The organism is Paenibacillus sp. S-38 (genome assembly GCF_049942825.1).
Classification (GTDB): Bacteria; Bacillota; Bacilli; order Paenibacillales; family NBRC-103111; genus Paenibacillus_G.
Map to the genome: position 1 here is coordinate 92,101 of NZ_CP187971.1, position 17,442 is coordinate 109,542.

A 17,442-nucleotide genomic window follows, 5' to 3' on the forward strand; every position below is an offset into this window, starting at 1 on the left:
TCCTCCAGCGCCCCATTTTTACTACTGACTAACTTTAATACCTTTCAATCGCAAGTCTCTATACACCATCCAAATGGGGTCATAAACATTATAAATTCCCGCTTCTACTACGTCACTATCGGCTTCTTCAATCCATACTCGTCCCGTAATAATACCAGCAATTTTAAAAGTATATCCGCCTCTATTATTGTCCCAAGCATACTGGGCAGCAACGGTTCCGCCGCTATCACCGCGGATTGCATCTTGTCCGGTAGTAAGAATCTCATTATCGTTATAAGCGTACCCGCCCTCTCCCCAGAAGAAATCAACATTTGTATATCTAATAGTTTGCTTAGTCAGATAACCAGTAGAAGAACCTCTAAAGTATACAGTATCTCCTACCAACTCGCTGATATAAGCTCCAACGATAGGCGTTCTATCCGTTTGGGATGGATAAGCTACAGATGGACTACCCGAAACACCGGGATAATACGCAATGTATCCAGAGTCAGATACTCCATCACTACCGTCAGTCTGTGAGGAGAACGTCCGTCTGCTATAATTTCCTATTGCTCTGTCCTCATCACTAAACTGAAACCACTGTGAACCCGTATAACTATTAGGATTCGGATTTACAGCTCTACAATGTCCCGAAGTAACTAAAACGTTAGAGTCAAAGGCGTCCACTGCATGGAATCCTACAGAACAAGCAGTAAAGTAAATATCTCCGCTAGGATCGCTTAAGTACTCTCCGGTTATACGTGCACCACCCGGAATCTCTCCCGGATAAACGAACTCATCCGTAGCAAGTTTTTCGGCTTTTATCGTTGCCTTCTTTATTTCCACTAAACCCGGTGTAGCTAACGATTCTATCTTATTTTTCAAATTACCGTCTTTATCATCCTTAACCATAACGATAAGCTTATTATTTTTTACATCAGGAATCAGTACTTGTACTTGTCCGTCCTTATACTCTTTTTTGATTCTTTTCTTAGACTCGTCGATATCCTTCTTCGAGTACTTCACAGTCTTAAACTCAACTTTATCCTTATTTTTAATCTTATTTTTAACCTTATTTTTCACTTCTTCCGAATCTTTTGTTACCTGTACAACTATCGTCCCTTTTTCGTCGTCATAATACATACCGGAGAACTCTTCAGGGTTCTCTTCCAGAGTCTTCTTAATCGCAGGAGCCTCTTTCTTTACTTTATTCTTTTCTACGAACTCTGCATCCGAAAGACCTTTATCCTTAAGGCCATTAGCAACAAAGGGACGCAGTTCACCGTTATCTACATTAGAGGCTTCTTCCAAGGTCTTAATAACCTCTTTCCCCGTAAAGCCCGAGTTACCTCCTCCAGTACCATCTGCACCAAAAACAGGGACAGCTGAAAGCATCAGGGAGACTACAGTCAGCACCGAGGGTAATAGTACCTTAAATCGCTTCTTCATTTACATATTCCTCCAAGATATGGGTTTTTATAGAATTTCGTCTACATTTTATCAGATCATTAGTTACATTTATGTTAATATTTGTCGATAAATCATTAAGATTCGGTAAATTTCACAGGTTAGACACGATTAAGCGGAGGTGAATCCCTTCACTACTATTCTGCCCGTGCCACCCTAATCACATCGAGTATAAATTAAAGGCCGGTCACCTCTTCTGAATAGGTGCCGGCTGCTCGTATGCTATTTTATTCTATTTTCAGATTTAATACTAAGAGTCTGCAGCGTCCGATCCCCCTGCGTTCGGGTTCGTATCAGTCTGCCCGCTTGGCCGACCGCCATCCGCATTTTTCGGATTCGCTGCTCCGCCTGGATTGATCGGCTCACCCACCGGCGCGTGGCCAACCGCCCGCATGGCTGCTTCTTCCTGGTCGATCCATCCTTGGTCACGCATCATGGCAATGTTCATGAGGCGGATCTGGTCGAACTGAGCCTGCTCCATCTCCGTTCGGATCTCGATCTCTTCAAAGGTGAAGCTCACGATCCCCTGTTTTCCGCCGAGGTTGAGCATGGCCGTCAGTGCCCGGCTCATCAGGCGCTCAACGACACGCTGCAGGGCTCGCACCCCCTGAATGTAAAGCTTGATCTCGATCTTGGCGAAGCTCTCCGTGTTACCGGTACTGCGGCGGCCGAGGATCGTACTCAGGGTCTTCAATCCGGTCATGAGCAGGTTATCGATAACCGTCATGAGCTTCTCGGGGTCAAACAGAGCACCGCTCTTGCCGCCACCGGCCATACCGACCTCGATAGAATCAAAGTGTACGAATGTATCATCCACATCGAGATTCTTGTACATATCGATGATCTCGTTCAGCCGGGCGTTCAGCCAAATCTGCATCTCCTTCTCATTGTTGCGGATGGAGATCGGCATACGCTTCAGCAGCACTTCCTCCAGGATCTTGATATCGAACCGGGGATAGCCCTGGTTGTGCACGACGGCCTTGATATCATTGAGCACCTGGAGCTGGAACATAACCATGTTGATGGCCCCAAGCAGCGGGCCGCGGCCGTTTGGATCGTCGATACGCTCATCGAGCCCTTCGTAAAAGAAGGTTGGCAGATCGAGTGAAATCTTGCCCTCGTCCTGGTACGGTACATAGCGCTCGTTCTCGTAACGAAACTCGACGGTAGCCGGGTCGATTGGGGCAATAAAAGCTACTTCCGTGTTGCCCTGACCCATGACAAGCTCCAGAGAAGCAGCGCCGCGGGTGATCACCGCATAGAGTAGCTGGCCGAGCATCTTGTCGATACCGCGGTTTACAGAGAAGCGGGTCGGGTCCGGCATCTCCATCATGTCAAAGAAGTCGGTGATAACCTTCTTCATATTCTCATCGGGCTTGCCGTCGCCGCCCGGCTTGCGCACGGAGATGTTGTATTTGGTGTTCCCGAGCCGCATGAAGTTCCAGATGGCGTACGACACATCCGGATGAGCGTCCGAGAGGATATCGATCAAATCCTCGATGGATGCGGAGGCCAAGGAGCGTTCATCCAGCAGTAGATCGCTCTGTGCCTTCTTTGGCAGCGCCCCGCCAACACCGCCGCCGCCCTGGGCGAACTTCGGGATGGTCGTACGGCTGCCGCCGAAGTCATTTACCGAAACGACCTGGGAGCTACTTCGGCTGCCGCCGCTGCGCCGGGCCAGGGCCTGATCCGGCTTTTTGCGAAAGAAATCAAACAAACCAGCCATGAATAGGGTTCCTCCTTACATAATGTCGCTGATCTTGCGGAATACCTTGCGGTGCTCGTCGGCGAATATTTGCACAACGCCGTAGCCCGGCAGGCTTTTCGGGAATCCTTTTTGCTCCCCGTATCCGCCGTGATCGAGGGAAGCGCCCGTATTTACAAATAGCTGATTGAGAATGATCGGATCAGGCTGACCCGGAGCGGGGAGAGCGACTTCGCGCTCAAAGGAGAGGAGTTTGTGGGTGTGGCCCATGAAGTACATGTGAGAGATCACGTTCTCGCGCATCTTCAGCATGGCATTAATGACGCTGGCTTCTGTCGTGCCGCCCGTCGCGCCGTGCCAGGCGAAACCGGAGTAAGTCCGGCCGGTGCCGAGGGTGTAGTTGATGATCCCGCTGAAGCGGGAATATGCGTTATGAGCACCGATACGGTGAGCGAATTCTTCTACGATTTCAAATGAGGTATCCCGAATAATTCGTTCCTCGTGGTTCCCTTCGATGATGCAGTCAATGAGATCGGCATAAGGCTTGAATCGCTCTACAGCCACCTCGAATTGGCGCTGCGTCGGGTACGTCTCCTCGTAGACGCCGCGGCCGACCGAGTGCTTGGTAGCCAGCTCCAGCAGGTCCCCCATCAGGATGATGCGGGTGCGGGCCCGGTTCTTGTCTGCGAACTGCAGAGCCTGATCCAGGTACTTGGGGTTGTGGCATCGATTGCCGAAATGGACGTCACCAATAGGTAAAATAAACATAGACTTATGGTCACCGGAGTAACCGGATTGTAGCTGCTTCACGTTGAATCCCCCTCGGTTCACTTGGTTGTCCTCAATTAGAGTAGGCCGAACCTGTGATTTACCTTCGGGTGTATGGTAGAGTTAGTGAAAAGGAGGAGGGGTGGTATATGGCACTTCTAATGGATAACCAGGTTGATGAGATCCTGGCGGAATTGGAGCAAACCTACGCTGCAGGGAGCCCAGCCACGCGGAACCTGATCGCAACCCTTGTGCTGGATCAGTTCCAGCGGTCGAACCTGATTGACCCGAACCGCGCGGCGGAGGCGCTGCAGCGGCTGCTCGGCGCGGCGGAGGCGGGGGTGGCAGCGGAAGCGGTCACGCTTATGAGGACACAGAAGGAAATGCTAGAAAGGCTAGAGGAGATCGGGACTAGCGTGGCACAGGCCTTGCTTGTGAAAAGACCGCAAGGGTGAGATGCGCGGTGCATTTGCCGCGCTAGATTCCTTATGATGTTTCTTTTTATATAGCTTCTCTTATATAGATTTGGTTCTGAACTTCAGGTATCAAAATGCAAAAAATCAGGCATCAAAATTGAAAAAATCAGAACACAGACGTTAAAAAATCAGAACACAAATTTAGGTTCGGAGGCCATTGTGAAAGACTTCTCTTACAAATTGGCCGGTTGCGCGCCTCTGGTGGTACGCAGGCTGTAATGGTCTCGCTACCTGATGATGCCGACTACATCCCAAGCCACGTGATGTTTGTAACCGAGACGAACGGATCAGGGACTTACAGGTACGAAATCTGGAGGGACGGCGGGGTAACGTTCAAGGAAGTGCAGACTAATGTCATGACTAACCTCAGTGATATTGGGGAAGGGAAGTCCATTGTCTCCCGTGTTACGATCACAGACGGTGCAACCGTAACTGGCTATGCCTATAGCTGGGTTTAAGGATGGAAAGGAAAAAACGGGGATGCCATAATGGCGCCACCGTTTTTTTATGCTTCTATATAAGTCGACAAATTAACCTATGATAAATTATTTCTATGACAAATAATAGTTACAAACAACAAATTCTATCGTTTAACCTCCATAATTTGACAAATTTTTCCGTGGACAAGTAGTATATTGTTTACAGCACCAAATACAATTATTGGGAGGTTTTCTAGTATTATGAAACTACTAAAAACTCTGTCCATTGCCGTAATTGCTTTCGGGTGCCTTGCTGCATCTGCGTCCGCCGCCGATAAAAATATCGATCCGGGCGTAGTGAACAGACTCCCATCGAAACCTGCGAATGAGAAAGTCTACATTGATCTTCAAGTAGCTAAGAAACTGGATGAGATCAATAGTAAATATAAGGTTGGAGAGGCATTCTCTGAAGAGGATGCGGCGTATGTTAAAGCACACGCATTGAAAGTACCGGAAAGAAAAGCCGGGGCCGGATTCGAGGCCGAGGCTGAAGCTTCTGTGCAAACAGACCACTATTGGTACGATGGTTCACGATACGTTAACGGCACCGGGTACTACTCACAAGGGTATGTAACGTCCGATTTGGGTTGGATTCAACATACAGTTACAACTAACCTCGCAGGTTGGGTATCCGATAACAAGTACGTGCCAAAAATTACAAATGAAGTAAAATACACTGCGTATGGTGCTGTTGGCACAAGCGGGATTGGATTGATCGCAGACCTTACCCTAACGAACGATTGCCTGAACGCGAATTATTGCCACCAGCAAAAAGCACAAGGATGGAGCGGAGTACCTGTATATTACGCCATCTTCCCGAAAAGCGTGTTTAACACAGCCGATGTAGGTGCAGTAGACGTTCTTCCAACCCGCACTAGAGAATGGTAGGGTAGAAAAGGGAAAAGGGACTTTACGTCCCTTTTCTTTTTATCCATCTGTCAAAAAATCTTTTTGCTAAAAATAAAACTGCAGCAACAATGACGACATTCATAAGAAGATGAAACCAGGTAATAGAGCCCATTATCATACCTCATTTCCCTGTATTTTACTTTTAAGTATACCATTGTTCTTCAAAAGACACAAAACACCCCGGATAGTGGATGCCGGGGTTTTATTTGGTTTCAGCTAAAAGCAGCTCCTTTTGAAGTGCCCCCCTAATGTTAGACAACTTATTCTGCAAAAAAGGAGCCCCGCCATGGGCTCCTCTTGTTTTAGATTTTAGAGTTGAAGTACTCCTTATCGACTTTGAGCTGCTGCTTCAGAATCTTAGCGAACAACCCTTTGGAAATCTCGCCCGTCCCTTTAGAGACTCTACTTCTAAGAATTTCTCCGTTAGGTAGTGTCTTCTCATACCAGTCGTCTCTTCCGCTACGACCAGGCAAATAGGTCCATCCGTCAGCTTCCAAGAATCGTCTTAGATCTTTCCAACTAGCCATGCAGTAACTCCGCCACCTCGCTCACATCATTATAAAGCAAGACGCGGAGAATATACGGCGCATGGGCTTTGCGGTTGGGTGCCGCCATAAACCTCTCAAAATCATCGTAGAACATCTGCGAATATTCGATAAGCTGCTGAGCCAGATCCTGCTTCATCTCTTCAAGCGTATCGGCTTCACTAATCAGATCTTCGATCTGCTCAATGGAACCGAGATATTTACCGTCCTCGACCTCATACTCGAATGTAAATTCATAGGCGGACAGGATCAATTTCAAATGATCAACGGATACGCTCGTAATCACGTCCCGATTGCGCTTCACAAACTGGGGTTTCTCACGGACAACAGTGTCGATGAATCCTCCAAAGTTAGCTCGAACCTCTGTGGCACTAAGTAAAGCTTGCACTAACATCCCCTCCTCTTCACCTCCTATCATATCAGATTCCGGACAGTGTGTACATAGTGCACAGAATGTACATTCTGTACTTCCTAGTATATGTTTACCCATCACAGCCCGTTCTTATTCCAAATAAAAAAGGCCCCACTAAAGGAACCCTAGGATTGCTGCAGTATGAAAGACTGGAAACTTGGCGACCGCATGAGCTGGTTCCGTGACCAGCACTGAAATTTCACCTGGATTTTGATCCGCGGCTGCAGCCAAATCCAATCTTTATCCTCCCGCACTACAAGCTGCTTAGCTATAGCGCGGAAGGCCTTCTTCGCATCCGGAGGAGCAAACTCACAGACCCCAAGATACCGGCCCGATTCCGGATCGGCAAGAGACCAGGCGAACTCCTTTTTGCGTATTCCCGAAATTGAAGCTTCGGCAAACAAATAGTTCTTTACCTTTAGCCAGTGAGCGGAGCGGTGATCGAGCGTATAGCGGCTGTCTTTGCGTTTAGATACGATCCCTTCCAGTCCCTTCTCCTTCACCATGGCAAAGAGCGCTGCCCCGTCATCAAAGCACTGGGAGACGGAGAGGGCATTGGAGCTGCTTACCACCTGGCTTAGGATCGCGTATCTCTCCGTAAGTGTCAGGCTGGTCAGGTCACGGCCGTCGAGCTGCAGGATATCGAAAACCACAAAATGCACGGGGTTCTGCTGCATCTGTCTCGTCATACCCTTGCTGCCTGCATGGAATCGCTCCATTACAGATTCAAAACAAGGCACCCCGTCCTTCAACACAATCATCTCCCCATCCAGGATGCAACTCGCTGCATTGAGCCGGATATCCTGCAGCTCCGGGTAAGCGCGTGTGCATTCGGTTTGGTGCCGGGTAAACAGGCGGATCGTGCTATCTTCCTTGTGCAGCAGGCATCTATGTCCGTCCCACTTGATCTGGTGCCAGTAACCGGCTCCAGGCGGGGAATCAGCTTTATGTAGTAGCATTGGTTTGAGTGGCTGTATCATCCATCATCACGCACCTTTACCCGTACATGTTAATCTAAAAGTGATTGCGTTACCTTATGGAATCAATGCCAGAACCGATAAAATTATACATGGAGGTAGCATTCGATGATGCGAGTAGAACGTAACGCGCTTCAATCAGGCGCTATGGTCGTGGTGTATTACAACATGGGTGATGGAGAAGAAACTCTTGTTGGATACTTTCGAGAATTTAGCATCAAGATAATCGAGGGACTGGAACCTCTCGCCTTTCTATTGGTAGATGGGATCGACGAAGGGCCTACAGGCGTAAACCTCGATTTCGTCAGTAGAGTAGTCCCAGCCTCCTAAGGAAAGAGGGATGCCGTGAGGCATCCCCTTTATACTAGTGGGTCCTTTTGGTCCCCGTTCCTTTCTGAGCTCCTGCCAGCAACGGCATGGAGTAATTTGTCGTGGCCTCCGGCTCGTCGGTGGAGCAGAGCCACACGAAGGATGCCCGGGCATCGGAAATATCCTTGCTGCCATCCCGGTCGTGGTCGATCTTATTACCGTTGATCAGCTTCAGAGCCTTCAGTTCCTGGGCGGCATTCAGCCGCCGCGGATCATCTACGGTATGATCAAGCAGCGCTACCTGGCCGGTATAGATCAAGGACTTCAAATTCTGATAAATCTGGAACTGGAACGGGTTTGAAAAGTTCTTATCTTCTGCCTCGATTCCCATGGCCAGCAGCCGCTGGACGACTTCGGCTGAATTAAATTTATCGAAAAGCGCCTTCTTGATATACACCTGGCGGCAGATCGACTCCAGGATATCCGCCACATTGAGCAGGTCAACGGGCAGCCGATCTTTCTTCGACGGCTTCCATTCGAGGATCAGATCCTCGACCGGCTTATTGATCCACTTCTCCACCTGCACGCCGTTCTCGATCACTGTTGCAATTGTCGGCTCAGCATGACCCAGAACGAGTACATAACTGTCCGTCGTGACCCCGCCGTCGCCGCCAAGGTAGTAGGTATACTGCGGGTCAAGCTGCAGATTGTGGATCTCCAGCCCCATGAAATGCCGCTCCACTCCGTTGGCCAGCAGCCGCGTGCTAATCTTGTTTTGTACGAGAAGCGACGGGCACTGACTGGCCTTACCGACCATGATGACTTTGTCGATCATCTCGGGGAATTGGAACAGCCCTTCTGCGTACGCCGGTGGTATACATTCATACTTCAGCTTGGAGCCTTCCGGATCGCGCTCATAGTCCTTGTCGAGAGACTGCCGTTTGATCCGGGGATTGACCACCCAGGATGCGCCGATGGACGCCCAGACGAGCGGATCGTGCTTCTCGGTGGCCTCGCGATACTTCGTCATCATCATGTCTTCCTGGTGCCGCGGGAAGGAAATGAAAATCAGGAGGATCTTGTCGTTATAACGGGATACTGCGGAGGAACGGAGGGTGGCATAGGCATCTTCTGCTTTCTCAGGCTCAAAGCCGCCGAATTCGTCGAAGATGACCATGAGGGGGTTAAATCCCTCGAAGCTATCAGCCTCGGAGTGCGCGGAGTGGGCGGTTATGCCCTTCATGAACCGGATCTGGTTCTTGGTAAGCTGGTATTGGTTCGGAGTTTTGGGCTCCATGCCGGTGCGCTCAAACCATTTGCAGTTGTTGAGGCGGGCTTTGAGCTTCTTGAAGAATACGTTGTTCGCCTGGTAGGCGTTGATGGCGACGTTGATCAAGTCGATAGGCTCGTCCTGGCCGAAGCCAAAATAGCTCTGGGGATCATTCATGCAGCAGAGGAGGTAGCAGACATAGGCGAGGATGCCAGAGGCCAGGAAGTCTTTACCCGACCCCTTACCGAACATGACGACCATCTCCTGGACCTGGCGCAGATCCTCAGGACAGAGGCCTTCGTCGCTTGTGAGCTTCCACCAAAGAATGTTATTGACGGCCTCCAGCAGCTCCGTCTGCTTGCCTGGATAGGGAGTCTCTCCCAGGTAGTCCTTACTGGTGAAAAACTGGAGAAGATCCACCGGCTGCTCCCGCCACTGGCCGGCCGCATTGATCGAGCCATCGGCCATGGTGAGAAAAGATTCTAAGAGGTTATCCAGATCGCTCATGCGTTAGCCCCTCCGCATCATGTCGGAGAACCACTGGGTGCCCTTCAGCACGCGCAGCTTCTCGGCGATTACAGGGATCTTCTCAGGGCACTCCGCCTTCAGCGTATCCAGCACGATCTGCATGAAGTTGCGGACATTGTCAGCATCGTTGATTTCCTTCTGGATCTCCGTCATTTGCTTCAGCAGCTCGCGCATTTCGCTGGCCACTGCCTTGAACCGGTATGGATCGACGACCTTGCCTTGTTCCGCTGCGTTCTCCTCCATAACTTCGAGCATGAACTTGGCGCGGTGGAATAGCCCCTGAACCTCGGAGACGATATCCATGTTGGTGTTTACCACCTCAACGAGGCGGGCCTTGTCGCCCTGGATGATCTGCCGGTTGATTTCAGGCATCTTCTGCAGGAATCGCATGACAACAAATTTGTCGAGCGGGTCACTCGCCGGTACCTTGCCGCTTCCGTTCAGCTCATCGGCGATATCTTGAAAGGAAAGGCCGCTCTTGCGCAAATTGACGACGTCGGCCTCCAGCTCGTATTTGACTATCTTTGACTTATTGGTCGTGCTAACGATAGATTTTTCGTTCTCAGCCATGGTGTAGGGTGCCTCCTTGTGGTGTTTATACCACGTAGAATAGGCCGATCCCCGCACCATTTCACAACGCAAAAACCGCCCTATTGGCGGGGCGGTTTCCGGTTGGGCGACTTCTGAATGGTAAGCAAGGCTTTGGCTGCACCATCTGCGGTCGAAGAGATAAAGCTGATCTTCGGGTGGGCGAGAGTGTCCAGATCGTAGCTGAACACAAGGTCGGCCAGTTTGTGCATAGCCGCATCCTCTGCACTATTGATGCCCTTCTCCCGGTCGTCGTATACCACCAAGTTCGGGTGAGCTGTAGCCAGGGTTCCCGCAAATTCGGGAGCGTCAGTCCACATGATGACCCGCCCATTGTAGAGGGGCCGGATATCAGTTCCGTAGGGCACGGTCTTCAGGTTCGGCAGCGCGGGATCGGGCGTTTCTACCGGGCTGCGCTGGATGCCTTTGTGCATGATGATCACCTGCACCTGGTCGTCACCTATTCGGGCAAACTCGCGCATCAGCAGCCGTGTCCGCTGGTTGCTGGGACCGTCAAACTTGCAGTCGAGCAGAGCTACAATGGTCAGCGTCTCGCGGATCGTCACTTCGGGCGGGGCCGTCTCGGACAAAAACCGTCTGAATCTGTCTAGCATAAAAATCTCCTCCTCGAAATGTAGAATATTCCGAATCGGCACTAAACAAACAGATCGAGGGGTCGTATAAGGGACCAAGAGCGAAAACCGCTCACCTCCTCGCAGCAACCCATAGCTGCATCCCCCCGCAATACCGGCAGGCCCCGTGCCTGCCTCCTCCCTACATAACCGCGAAAGGATGATATCCATGGACCTGATCTTCAAAACGACTGACCAGCGCGGCTGGGCTGCAGCCAATACCACCCTGCACAGCCCCGGCGACTTCTTCGATGCCACGCTGGAGGCAGACGACTGGATCAGAGACGTGTATATCGAGACCTCCGCCCATCAAATCGACCGTTCCAAACCCCTGCAGATCGCAGCCTTCCTCGACCTGAGCCAACGGTTCAGATACCGCCCTTTCGCCCTCGGTGGCAGCCCATGCTGGGCCCTCAGAACTGGCCTCTGGGCGCTCGATGAGTTCGTCCAGTCCGTCCTTCGCTATAACGAGAATGAGTACCTCAGCGGCCAATTTAGGGGCGTCTGTGTGGATATCCAGCCTAGCGATCTGCCCGACTGGCAGCACCACAAGGAGGATATCTTGGAGCAGTACGCCAGCAATCTGGAATTTATGTACCACCACCTGCAGGTGTACAATGCCGTGCGCGGCACTGACGTACGGCTGGAGGTGGTCATGCCGCACTCCCTCTGGCAGCTCGATGGCCCAAAGATCTATCAAAAGCTGTCGAAGGCCTGTGACTCCTTACTAACCGTAAACTACCTTGACTAATCCCCTGGTCTCCGTTTTGTCGGTGTAAAGACTGAGCCCGTCTGCGGCCAGCGTCCATTCCCCTCTACGTCGATCCTCCCTATTGGGGCCCCGTCATAACCATTGCATCCAGCTTCCAGGGCAAAGGAATGCTGGCTGGCCCCTCCTCCAAATGCACTGACCGCAAGTGCTAAGGATCGAATCGCGGCGGTTTGCGCACCGAAACAAGCGTGCACCACGACCCAACCCCCTTTGGCGGAGCCTCGCTCCGTCCCTTTTCCGGTGCGGCACGGCCGGTATGGGAATACCCTACCCGGCGCGTTCCCGGTTCAGAGCCAGCCGTACCGCCAATTACACCCAGAGGAGCCACCATGTCAGAAACAAATATTACAAATTACAAGAGTTACGTGTACACCGACTCTTTTGGCCGCCAGGTATGGACCAGAGCGCTGCAGGCTGCAATCAATGCTTTACCCAAAGTCTGCGAAAACCCGCTAATTCGTAACGGTGTCGTTTGGATTCCATTCGGCCAATACCACATTGGCAGCGTGGATATTCCACCAGGCGTCGTCCTGAAAGGGAAAGCACCCGTAGCGAATATGGCCAACCCTTACGCCAGATCCAACGGATCGATCATCATTCCGATCAACACCACAGGAGGATGCCTCAACTTCAAAAGCAACTTCCTGCAGGGCTGCGGCAACGCTCTGATGTACCTCCGGTTCCAGGGAGGAATGGGGCCAGGAACCAGCGCTGTTGTGCTGGATGACGTCTTCGAGATGCAGGTCCTCGGTTGCTACTTCGAGCACCTGGATGTAGACAACGGCTTGCTGGCCATCAGCTCCACAGGCAATAGCTGCAACCGGGTGAAGGTGCGGGACTGCGGATTCAAACTGATCGGCAGCCAAAACAGCGGTGTGTATGGCCGCGGTAACGGAATCAATTTCCTGACCTGCTCTGATTCGGAGATTATCGACACCTTCGTCGAGAGCTGCGGCGATCTGGGCATTGTCCTGGGCGGCGGTGAAAACAAGGTCCGCGGCGGCTTTATCGACTTGAACAATGTCGGTATCGGCGTATACGGTCCGCATAACTACATTCAGGGCACCAGTGTGAAACTGAACAACCGCACAGGTATTTCGGTTGCAGGTGGAGCACACGACACGTACATCGGAGCCGGTGCGAAGGTCATGAACAACAACCAATCCGACCGAGCTGGGGAGTACGGCATTAAGGTCGAGGCTGGCGTGAAGGACCTCGTCGTGAACGACGTAACGGTGCAAGGCCCTAACCACAGAGGATCGATATACCTCTACAATGCCGCCATTACCGGTTCCATCTCCAATTGCCGTCTCCGCGACAGCGAGAAGATCGTAGACCCACATTGTCTGACGACGACAAGCAATACCGTATCCGTCGCAGGTTTGATGTAATCCCCCCGCAAAGGAGCCTCCTATGGATTCCTCGATTCCCTCAAAGACCGACATTGTCATCACCCGGCTGGGGATGCCCTCCGGCCTGCGAATCAACAGAAAAGGCCAGATCTTCATCCGCGGCCAGGAGATCCGAACGGATTTTGACAGCAGCGAGCTGTATGAGAAACTCATGTCCCTCATTGTTGACCATCACGAGTAAGCCAGTGCCGTCTGTCTTTCAAGCCGCATAAAATCTCTAACCCGTAATCCTGTAGGAGGGAAACAAGGGCGTGCTCCCACTGGCCAGATCGCCATTGGCTCCTACGAGCGCAGAAGGGCTTTGTGTGGCATGAAAGGCAGACGGCTCTCCTGCTACGACACAGGCCAAGCAGCGCGGGCCCGGATCGTTACCGGTAAGTGCAAAAGGTGCAGACCCTCAGGGTCCTGGTTCGATTCCAGCAGACATGGAAGCAGCGCGTGCGTCCCACAGACAGGGGGTTCGACTCCCTCCATTCCGGCGATTTCCCGTTAGCCCCGAGGTGAGGGTCTGTGTGATAGCAGGAGCACCCCAGCATAAAGGAGTTACCCCGAATGACCATCCTCAAAGGCGATCCAGCCTATCCCGCCTACTACGCCCTCAAAACGTACATTCACAACCAGACCTGTACCGCACCGACCCTCACACGTGTCATGCAGTCTACCTACCCCATGAACGTATCCTACCGCCACATCGAGGCGCGTCTGAAGAAGCTCGTCGAGCTCGGGCTTGTCGAGACATTCAGCGGCACCGATCCGGCCAACGGACAGCCTAATGCGGTCCTCTACCGGGTGAAAGCATGAAAGCCCGCCTGCATTGGAACGTTCAAAAACGACAGTGGACCGTACACACGTATAAAGGCTGTGAGTGGAGCACTTATATCCGCGTAACAGGTGACTGGACAACGGAGCTGAAGCCCACAAACCGCAGCAACCCTCGCGGATTTGTCGTCTGTGATCGAAGCCAGGTAGAAATCCTGCAGACGCTTGTCCTATTCCCGGGACCTGGTTACATTCAGCTTCGGTACGACAAAGAAGCCGTGCGGTTTAACGTCGAATCCGGTACCGGGCTGATTTTCACGCCCCGGGGTGCCTTCGCGCCTGCCGATACTGTGCGTCCTGTCGTAACAACTCGTCCCGTTCCTCACGAGTCAAGCGCCCCCCAATAGGGGCGTTTTTGGTTTTTTCGTTGGCATTCTCCCCGATGAACGGGATGTGCGGCTTGCGGCTTGCGGCCGGCCGGCCTTTGGTCAGCTTTTTGTCCTTGGCTGCTTGCTGGAAATAACGTCGGCGGAGCGCACGCTCGCGGTCCTCGTAGAATCTGATTATGGCTGCTTTCAAGTAGGCCTCCAGATCACGGGGCTCGTGGTCCAAGACTCGCTTCACAATCTTGTCGAATTCAGCATCCGTTAGGTCCATTTTCCCTGTGACAGGATCTCTGCAGCTTTCATAGGCGTTTTCGATAATTTGATCCTGAGTGAGCTCGCGTTTACGCGCATGATCATCAGGTTTTTTATTTTTTAGATAATTAGGGTTTAAAGAATTAGAAGAATTATTGGGTTCAATTTCTGAACCACCGGGTGGTTTCGTTTGGATACCACCCTCTGGATCGGAACTCGGCTTTGATATAGAGTTATCCACAGCCATCTCCAGCAGATCGCCTGCATACTGCTCTTTCTTACGGTGCTTTGGCCTACCGCCCAGAGCGCCAGCTTTCCTCTTGGCTGTTATACGCTGCGTATCAAAGTCACGGACCTTCTCCAAAGGTTTTTCTGCCAATTCAGGATTATTTTGCGGATATTTGTGCACAATGATATTAGTGCACTCTTGAATAGTACCGGAACAGTCCCTAGCTTTCACGTCAACCAGATCGATCAGTGCATAGTCCCAGAGTAGGCGAACTAGCTTCTGGAACGTCACCTTGCCGATCCCCATTCTTTTAGCCAAGATGTTCTGACTGCAGTCTATCTTGTCGTAGGGGCGATCCCTGTCTTTGCGATTCACCATGGTCTGCAGTTTTTTCCAGACGATATAGGCCTTCCCAAGTTTGGGTTCCCAGTCGTCAAGCTCGATATACTTCTGGCAGGGGAGATTAAGACTTGCTCTCGATGCCATAAAAAAACCTCCATTTCCTTGTGGCACCGCGGTTTTCGGGCACAGGGAAATAGAGGTACAAGCTTCACTTTTTCAAAAAAGTGTGATAAAATGAGGGTATCAAAACGCATATGAAATGCATCTGATAAGGCCCATCATCCTTATCGGCATTGACCTTTTCGCAAGGCCCTACTGGTTACTGTCTTGTACGTTTCTTGGTAGCATCTTCTAAACAAACTTTGGTCGGGGAGTTTAGAGATGCAGGGGGAAACTTTTAGACAGCCCGCAGTGGGGTTGTTTTTTTTATTTTGTTAGGGCGTGACTTGTAAGCACTGTCACAAGAATTGGCGAGTTTTCTCGAATTGTTAAACCTAATTTTACCTCTTTCAAACGCTTCTCGCAAGATCCAGTGCTCATAATTCGGCAGAAAAGTGCCTAATAATCTTCTCTATGTATGTGTGAAAATCCCCGTACGGACGCGGTTTAAAACGAAAAAAGTGCCTATAACAGGTATGATCGACCTGATTATTGAGCACCTCTACTTAGACAAAAATAGAGGTGTAACTTTCCTAGGGGTATACGTAATAAGACGGTCTTGTGGCCGCGTACATACGTCATATATACTCCAAGCTAAGGTGTGCTCAAAAGGCAAGATTCCTCGAAATAACCGGGGTCCAGTCGGTTAATGACTATCTTAGCACATATCTCCGAAAATTGGTATATTGCATGTTAAGAGAAGGTGTGCTATATTTATCTCAAATATGTCTCATACGCAAGTTGTGAGGCAGTCATATGGTGTAGCTTACCTAGTGTAGCTGAGTGTATCTCAAAAGCGTGGGACAGTAAGACCTTCGAGTCTCTGTGTCCCAGATCCGTGACCGGGGTCCAAGCCAGATACGGATGCTTAACAAAAAACCCTTCGACCAAGTGTCGGGGGGTTTTTTCGTTGTCCCCTAAATTTCTATGGAATCACCTCGTATAAGGGCACAAGAACCCTTTCGGGAGTGAATATCATGTATGAATATAAAGCACTGTTCCTTCGCGTTATCGACGCTGATACCCTGCGGCTGCGTATTGATCTGGGATTCAATACCTTCCGGGAAGAGAACGTCCGCCTGGCTCGGATCAACGCTCCGGAGCTGGGGACGCCTGCAGGCCGGCAGGCCAAACAATTCGTCTGGAGCTGCTTTGAAACCGACACCGTCAAGATCCGCACCATGAAGGATCGCAAAGATAAATATGGCCGCTACCTGGCCGAGGTCGAAGTGGAGTATTACGAGGGTCAAACATCAAATCTGAGCGATCTGCTCATCCAGCTCGGCTACGCTGCGCCCTACGAGGCCTGATATGATCTACATCCTCGTTCATCTCGTTATTGGACTGGTTATCTCCACGACAGCGCTCATGCATCGCAGATCGGGCGGACCGGCCGACGCTGCTTTCGCCGCTGCCGTCACTATGGTCTGGCCGATCCTCGGGATCATCTACATTGTCGCTGAGCTGCTTGCTGCGATCCGTGGCCAACAAGAAGAGTAAACCACCCCGAACCACACATCCCCATTACGCCTAAGGGCACAGGAGGTCAAACACCTATGGAAAACACGAAAAAGTATGCTGACAACCTCATCGATGTACTGAAGCAGGTAGGGTACGATCCAAGCGAGAAGATCGAGAACGGCGCAGAATTCTTGCTAAAGAGCGGGCTGCTGTTCGAGATCAACCGGCGCATCCTGCACCCGTTGGGCCTGGCCTTCTGTGTCATCAAGGAAACGTTCGGAGATGGCCGCACGGAGTACTCTTTTGCTCCTTACCTGCACGATAACCGGTTGGAAGAAGGCGGCACGATCTACGGCGAGGAAGTCCTCTATGGCGGCGAGCTGACGATCCAGGAGTTCATGAACGACTTCGGCATGGGCAAGCTGCAGGAACGTCAAAAGAGCCTGGGGTACATTGTGCAGCGCTCCGGCAAGCCCGTTAATACTGCGGAGTAATGTCAGATTGTAAGGCACCTCTGTCCGTGATACGATAAAGGCGGTGGGGATACAGTCCACCAGCCTGATTTCCGTGGATAACAGGGGAGTGATGACCTCTGTTCTCCTCCACGCCAAAAAGCCTACGGAGCG

20 protein-coding genes are annotated in these 17,442 nt (G+C 51.3%); 11 read left to right on the forward strand and 9 right to left on the reverse strand.

Features of this window, described 5'->3' with window-relative positions; genetic code table 11:
* Positions 1–21: 21 nt before the first annotated feature.
* The 3 genes from ACP26L_RS36425 to ACP26L_RS36435 form a co-directional block, all read right to left on the reverse strand.
* Entirely contained in the window at positions 22–1,428 is a 1,407-nt protein-coding gene (locus ACP26L_RS36425) for a hypothetical protein (protein ID WP_426455309.1), read from the reverse strand.
* Between the two features lie 268 nt (positions 1,429–1,696).
* Positions 1,697–3,172, reverse strand: coding sequence for a hypothetical protein (locus ACP26L_RS36430; RefSeq protein ID WP_426455310.1), 1,476 nt, complete (start codon positions 3,170–3,172; stop codon positions 1,697–1,699).
* A gap of 15 nt (positions 3,173–3,187) precedes the next feature.
* A complete protein-coding gene (locus tag ACP26L_RS36435) occupies positions 3,188–3,919 on the reverse strand; it encodes a hypothetical protein (RefSeq protein WP_426455312.1) in 732 nt (243 codons plus the stop codon).
* A 149-nt stretch (positions 3,920–4,068) separates the two neighbouring features.
* Here ACP26L_RS36435 and ACP26L_RS36440 point away from each other — a divergent pair, with 149 nt between their 5' ends.
* The 3 genes from ACP26L_RS36440 to ACP26L_RS36450 all read left to right on the forward strand — a co-directional run bounded on the left by ACP26L_RS36440 (position 4,069) and on the right by ACP26L_RS36450 (position 5,762).
* Positions 4,069–4,374: a hypothetical protein gene (locus tag ACP26L_RS36440; RefSeq protein WP_426455314.1), complete on the forward strand. Its 306-nt coding sequence runs from the start codon at positions 4,069–4,071 to the stop codon at positions 4,372–4,374.
* A gap of 281 nt (positions 4,375–4,655) precedes the next feature.
* On the forward strand, positions 4,656–4,853 hold the full coding sequence (locus ACP26L_RS36445) for a hypothetical protein (RefSeq protein WP_426455315.1): 198 nt from the start codon (positions 4,656–4,658) through the stop codon (positions 4,851–4,853).
* Between the two features lie 222 nt (positions 4,854–5,075).
* Complete coding sequence (locus ACP26L_RS36450; RefSeq protein ID WP_426455317.1) at positions 5,076–5,762, forward strand: hypothetical protein; 687 nt, start codon at positions 5,076–5,078, stop codon at positions 5,760–5,762.
* 540 nt (positions 5,763–6,302) lie between these two features.
* Here the strand turns inward: ACP26L_RS36450 and ACP26L_RS36455 are convergent.
* Both ACP26L_RS36455 and ACP26L_RS36460 read right to left on the reverse strand, forming a co-directional pair.
* Positions 6,303–6,722, reverse strand: a complete 420-nt coding sequence (locus ACP26L_RS36455; protein WP_426455319.1) for a hypothetical protein — start codon at positions 6,720–6,722, stop codon at positions 6,303–6,305.
* A 143-nt stretch (positions 6,723–6,865) separates the two neighbouring features.
* Positions 6,866–7,699 carry a DNA polymerase LigD gene (locus ACP26L_RS36460; RefSeq protein WP_426455320.1) on the reverse strand — a complete coding sequence of 278 codons (834 nt, stop codon included), beginning with the start codon at positions 7,697–7,699 and terminating at the stop codon, positions 6,866–6,868.
* Positions 7,700–7,825: 126 nt separating this feature from the next.
* Between ACP26L_RS36460 and ACP26L_RS36465 the strand changes: the two genes are divergently transcribed.
* A complete protein-coding gene (locus ACP26L_RS36465; RefSeq protein ID WP_426455321.1) occupies positions 7,826–8,047 on the forward strand; it encodes a hypothetical protein in 222 nt (73 codons plus the stop codon).
* 34 nt (positions 8,048–8,081) lie between these two features.
* Here the strand turns inward: ACP26L_RS36465 and ACP26L_RS36470 are convergent, their stop codons facing one another.
* From ACP26L_RS36470 to ACP26L_RS36480, 3 genes are all read right to left on the reverse strand, one after another.
* A complete protein-coding gene (locus ACP26L_RS36470) occupies positions 8,082–9,803 on the reverse strand; it encodes a hypothetical protein (protein WP_426455323.1) in 1,722 nt (573 codons plus the stop codon).
* 3 nt (positions 9,804–9,806) lie between these two features.
* Entirely contained in the window at positions 9,807–10,394 is a 588-nt protein-coding gene (locus ACP26L_RS36475; RefSeq protein ID WP_426455325.1) for a hypothetical protein, read from the reverse strand.
* 80 nt (positions 10,395–10,474) lie between these two features.
* Positions 10,475–11,026, reverse strand: a complete 552-nt coding sequence (locus ACP26L_RS36480; RefSeq protein WP_426455326.1) for a hypothetical protein — start codon at positions 11,024–11,026, stop codon at positions 10,475–10,477.
* Between the two features lie 178 nt (positions 11,027–11,204).
* Between ACP26L_RS36480 and ACP26L_RS36485 the strand changes: the two genes are divergently transcribed.
* The 4 genes from ACP26L_RS36485 to ACP26L_RS36500 all read left to right on the forward strand — a co-directional run bounded on the left by ACP26L_RS36485 (position 11,205) and on the right by ACP26L_RS36500 (position 14,029).
* On the forward strand, positions 11,205–11,795 hold the full coding sequence (locus ACP26L_RS36485; protein ID WP_426455328.1) for a hypothetical protein: 591 nt from the start codon (positions 11,205–11,207) through the stop codon (positions 11,793–11,795).
* 578 nt (positions 11,796–12,373) lie between these two features.
* Positions 12,374–13,207, forward strand: coding sequence for a hypothetical protein (locus ACP26L_RS36490; protein ID WP_426455330.1), 834 nt, complete (start codon positions 12,374–12,376; stop codon positions 13,205–13,207).
* 22 nt (positions 13,208–13,229) lie between these two features.
* Entirely contained in the window at positions 13,230–13,409 is a 180-nt protein-coding gene (locus ACP26L_RS36495) for a hypothetical protein (protein ID WP_426455331.1), read from the forward strand.
* 371 nt (positions 13,410–13,780) lie between these two features.
* Positions 13,781–14,029, forward strand: coding sequence for a hypothetical protein (locus tag ACP26L_RS36500; RefSeq protein WP_426455332.1), 249 nt, complete (start codon positions 13,781–13,783; stop codon positions 14,027–14,029).
* A 273-nt stretch (positions 14,030–14,302) separates the two neighbouring features.
* On the opposite strand, the gene ACP26L_RS36505 is transcribed toward ACP26L_RS36500, so the two are convergent.
* On the reverse strand, positions 14,303–15,340 hold the full coding sequence (locus ACP26L_RS36505; RefSeq protein WP_426455334.1) for a hypothetical protein: 1,038 nt from the start codon (positions 15,338–15,340) through the stop codon (positions 14,303–14,305).
* Positions 15,341–16,332: 992 nt separating this feature from the next.
* On the opposite strand from ACP26L_RS36505, the gene ACP26L_RS36510 reads away from it, so the two are divergent.
* Genes ACP26L_RS36510 through ACP26L_RS36520 form a run of 3 tightly spaced genes read left to right on the forward strand, consistent with a single transcriptional unit; the run spans position 16,333 to position 17,310 of the window.
* The gene (locus tag ACP26L_RS36510; protein WP_426455335.1) at positions 16,333–16,665 is read left to right on the forward strand and encodes a thermonuclease family protein; all 333 of its coding nucleotides are present in this window, start codon (positions 16,333–16,335) and stop codon (positions 16,663–16,665) included.
* Position 16,666: 1 nt separating this feature from the next.
* Complete coding sequence (locus tag ACP26L_RS36515) at positions 16,667–16,855, forward strand: hypothetical protein (RefSeq protein ID WP_426455337.1); 189 nt, start codon at positions 16,667–16,669, stop codon at positions 16,853–16,855.
* A gap of 56 nt (positions 16,856–16,911) precedes the next feature.
* Positions 16,912–17,310 carry a hypothetical protein gene (locus tag ACP26L_RS36520; RefSeq protein WP_426455338.1) on the forward strand — a complete coding sequence of 133 codons (399 nt, stop codon included), beginning with the start codon at positions 16,912–16,914 and terminating at the stop codon, positions 17,308–17,310.
* The last annotated feature ends 132 nt before the right edge of the window (positions 17,311–17,442 follow it).

Coding starts and splice junctions, on each gene's coding strand:
- ACP26L_RS36425 (WP_426455309.1), bottom strand. CDS start 1,428: ATGAAGAAGCGATTTAAGGTACTATTACCCTCGGTGCTGACTGTAGTC.
- ACP26L_RS36430 (WP_426455310.1), bottom strand. CDS start 3,172: ATGGCTGGTTTGTTTGATTTCTTTCGCAAAAAGCCGGATCAGGCCCTG.
- ACP26L_RS36435 (WP_426455312.1), bottom strand. CDS start 3,919: ATGTTTATTTTACCTATTGGTGACGTCCATTTCGGCAATCGATGCCAC.
- ACP26L_RS36440 (WP_426455314.1), top strand. CDS start 4,069: ATGGCACTTCTAATGGATAACCAGGTTGATGAGATCCTGGCGGAATTG.
- ACP26L_RS36450 (WP_426455317.1), top strand. CDS start 5,076: ATGAAACTACTAAAAACTCTGTCCATTGCCGTAATTGCTTTCGGGTGC.
- ACP26L_RS36455 (WP_426455319.1), bottom strand. CDS start 6,722: ATGTTAGTGCAAGCTTTACTTAGTGCCACAGAGGTTCGAGCTAACTTT.
- ACP26L_RS36460 (WP_426455320.1), bottom strand. CDS start 7,699: ATGCTACTACATAAAGCTGATTCCCCGCCTGGAGCCGGTTACTGGCAC.
- ACP26L_RS36465 (WP_426455321.1), top strand. CDS start 7,826: ATGATGCGAGTAGAACGTAACGCGCTTCAATCAGGCGCTATGGTCGTG.
- ACP26L_RS36470 (WP_426455323.1), bottom strand. CDS start 9,803: ATGAGCGATCTGGATAACCTCTTAGAATCTTTTCTCACCATGGCCGAT.
- ACP26L_RS36475 (WP_426455325.1), bottom strand. CDS start 10,394: ATGGCTGAGAACGAAAAATCTATCGTTAGCACGACCAATAAGTCAAAG.
- ACP26L_RS36480 (WP_426455326.1), bottom strand. CDS start 11,026: ATGCTAGACAGATTCAGACGGTTTTTGTCCGAGACGGCCCCGCCCGAA.
- ACP26L_RS36485 (WP_426455328.1), top strand. CDS start 11,205: ATGATATCCATGGACCTGATCTTCAAAACGACTGACCAGCGCGGCTGG.
- ACP26L_RS36490 (WP_426455330.1), top strand. CDS start 12,374: ATGGCCAACCCTTACGCCAGATCCAACGGATCGATCATCATTCCGATC.
- ACP26L_RS36495 (WP_426455331.1), top strand. CDS start 13,230: ATGGATTCCTCGATTCCCTCAAAGACCGACATTGTCATCACCCGGCTG.
- ACP26L_RS36500 (WP_426455332.1), top strand. CDS start 13,781: ATGACCATCCTCAAAGGCGATCCAGCCTATCCCGCCTACTACGCCCTC.
- ACP26L_RS36505 (WP_426455334.1), bottom strand. CDS start 15,340: ATGGCATCGAGAGCAAGTCTTAATCTCCCCTGCCAGAAGTATATCGAG.
- ACP26L_RS36510 (WP_426455335.1), top strand. CDS start 16,333: ATGTATGAATATAAAGCACTGTTCCTTCGCGTTATCGACGCTGATACC.
- ACP26L_RS36515 (WP_426455337.1), top strand. CDS start 16,667: ATGATCTACATCCTCGTTCATCTCGTTATTGGACTGGTTATCTCCACG.
- ACP26L_RS36520 (WP_426455338.1), top strand. CDS start 16,912: ATGGAAAACACGAAAAAGTATGCTGACAACCTCATCGATGTACTGAAG.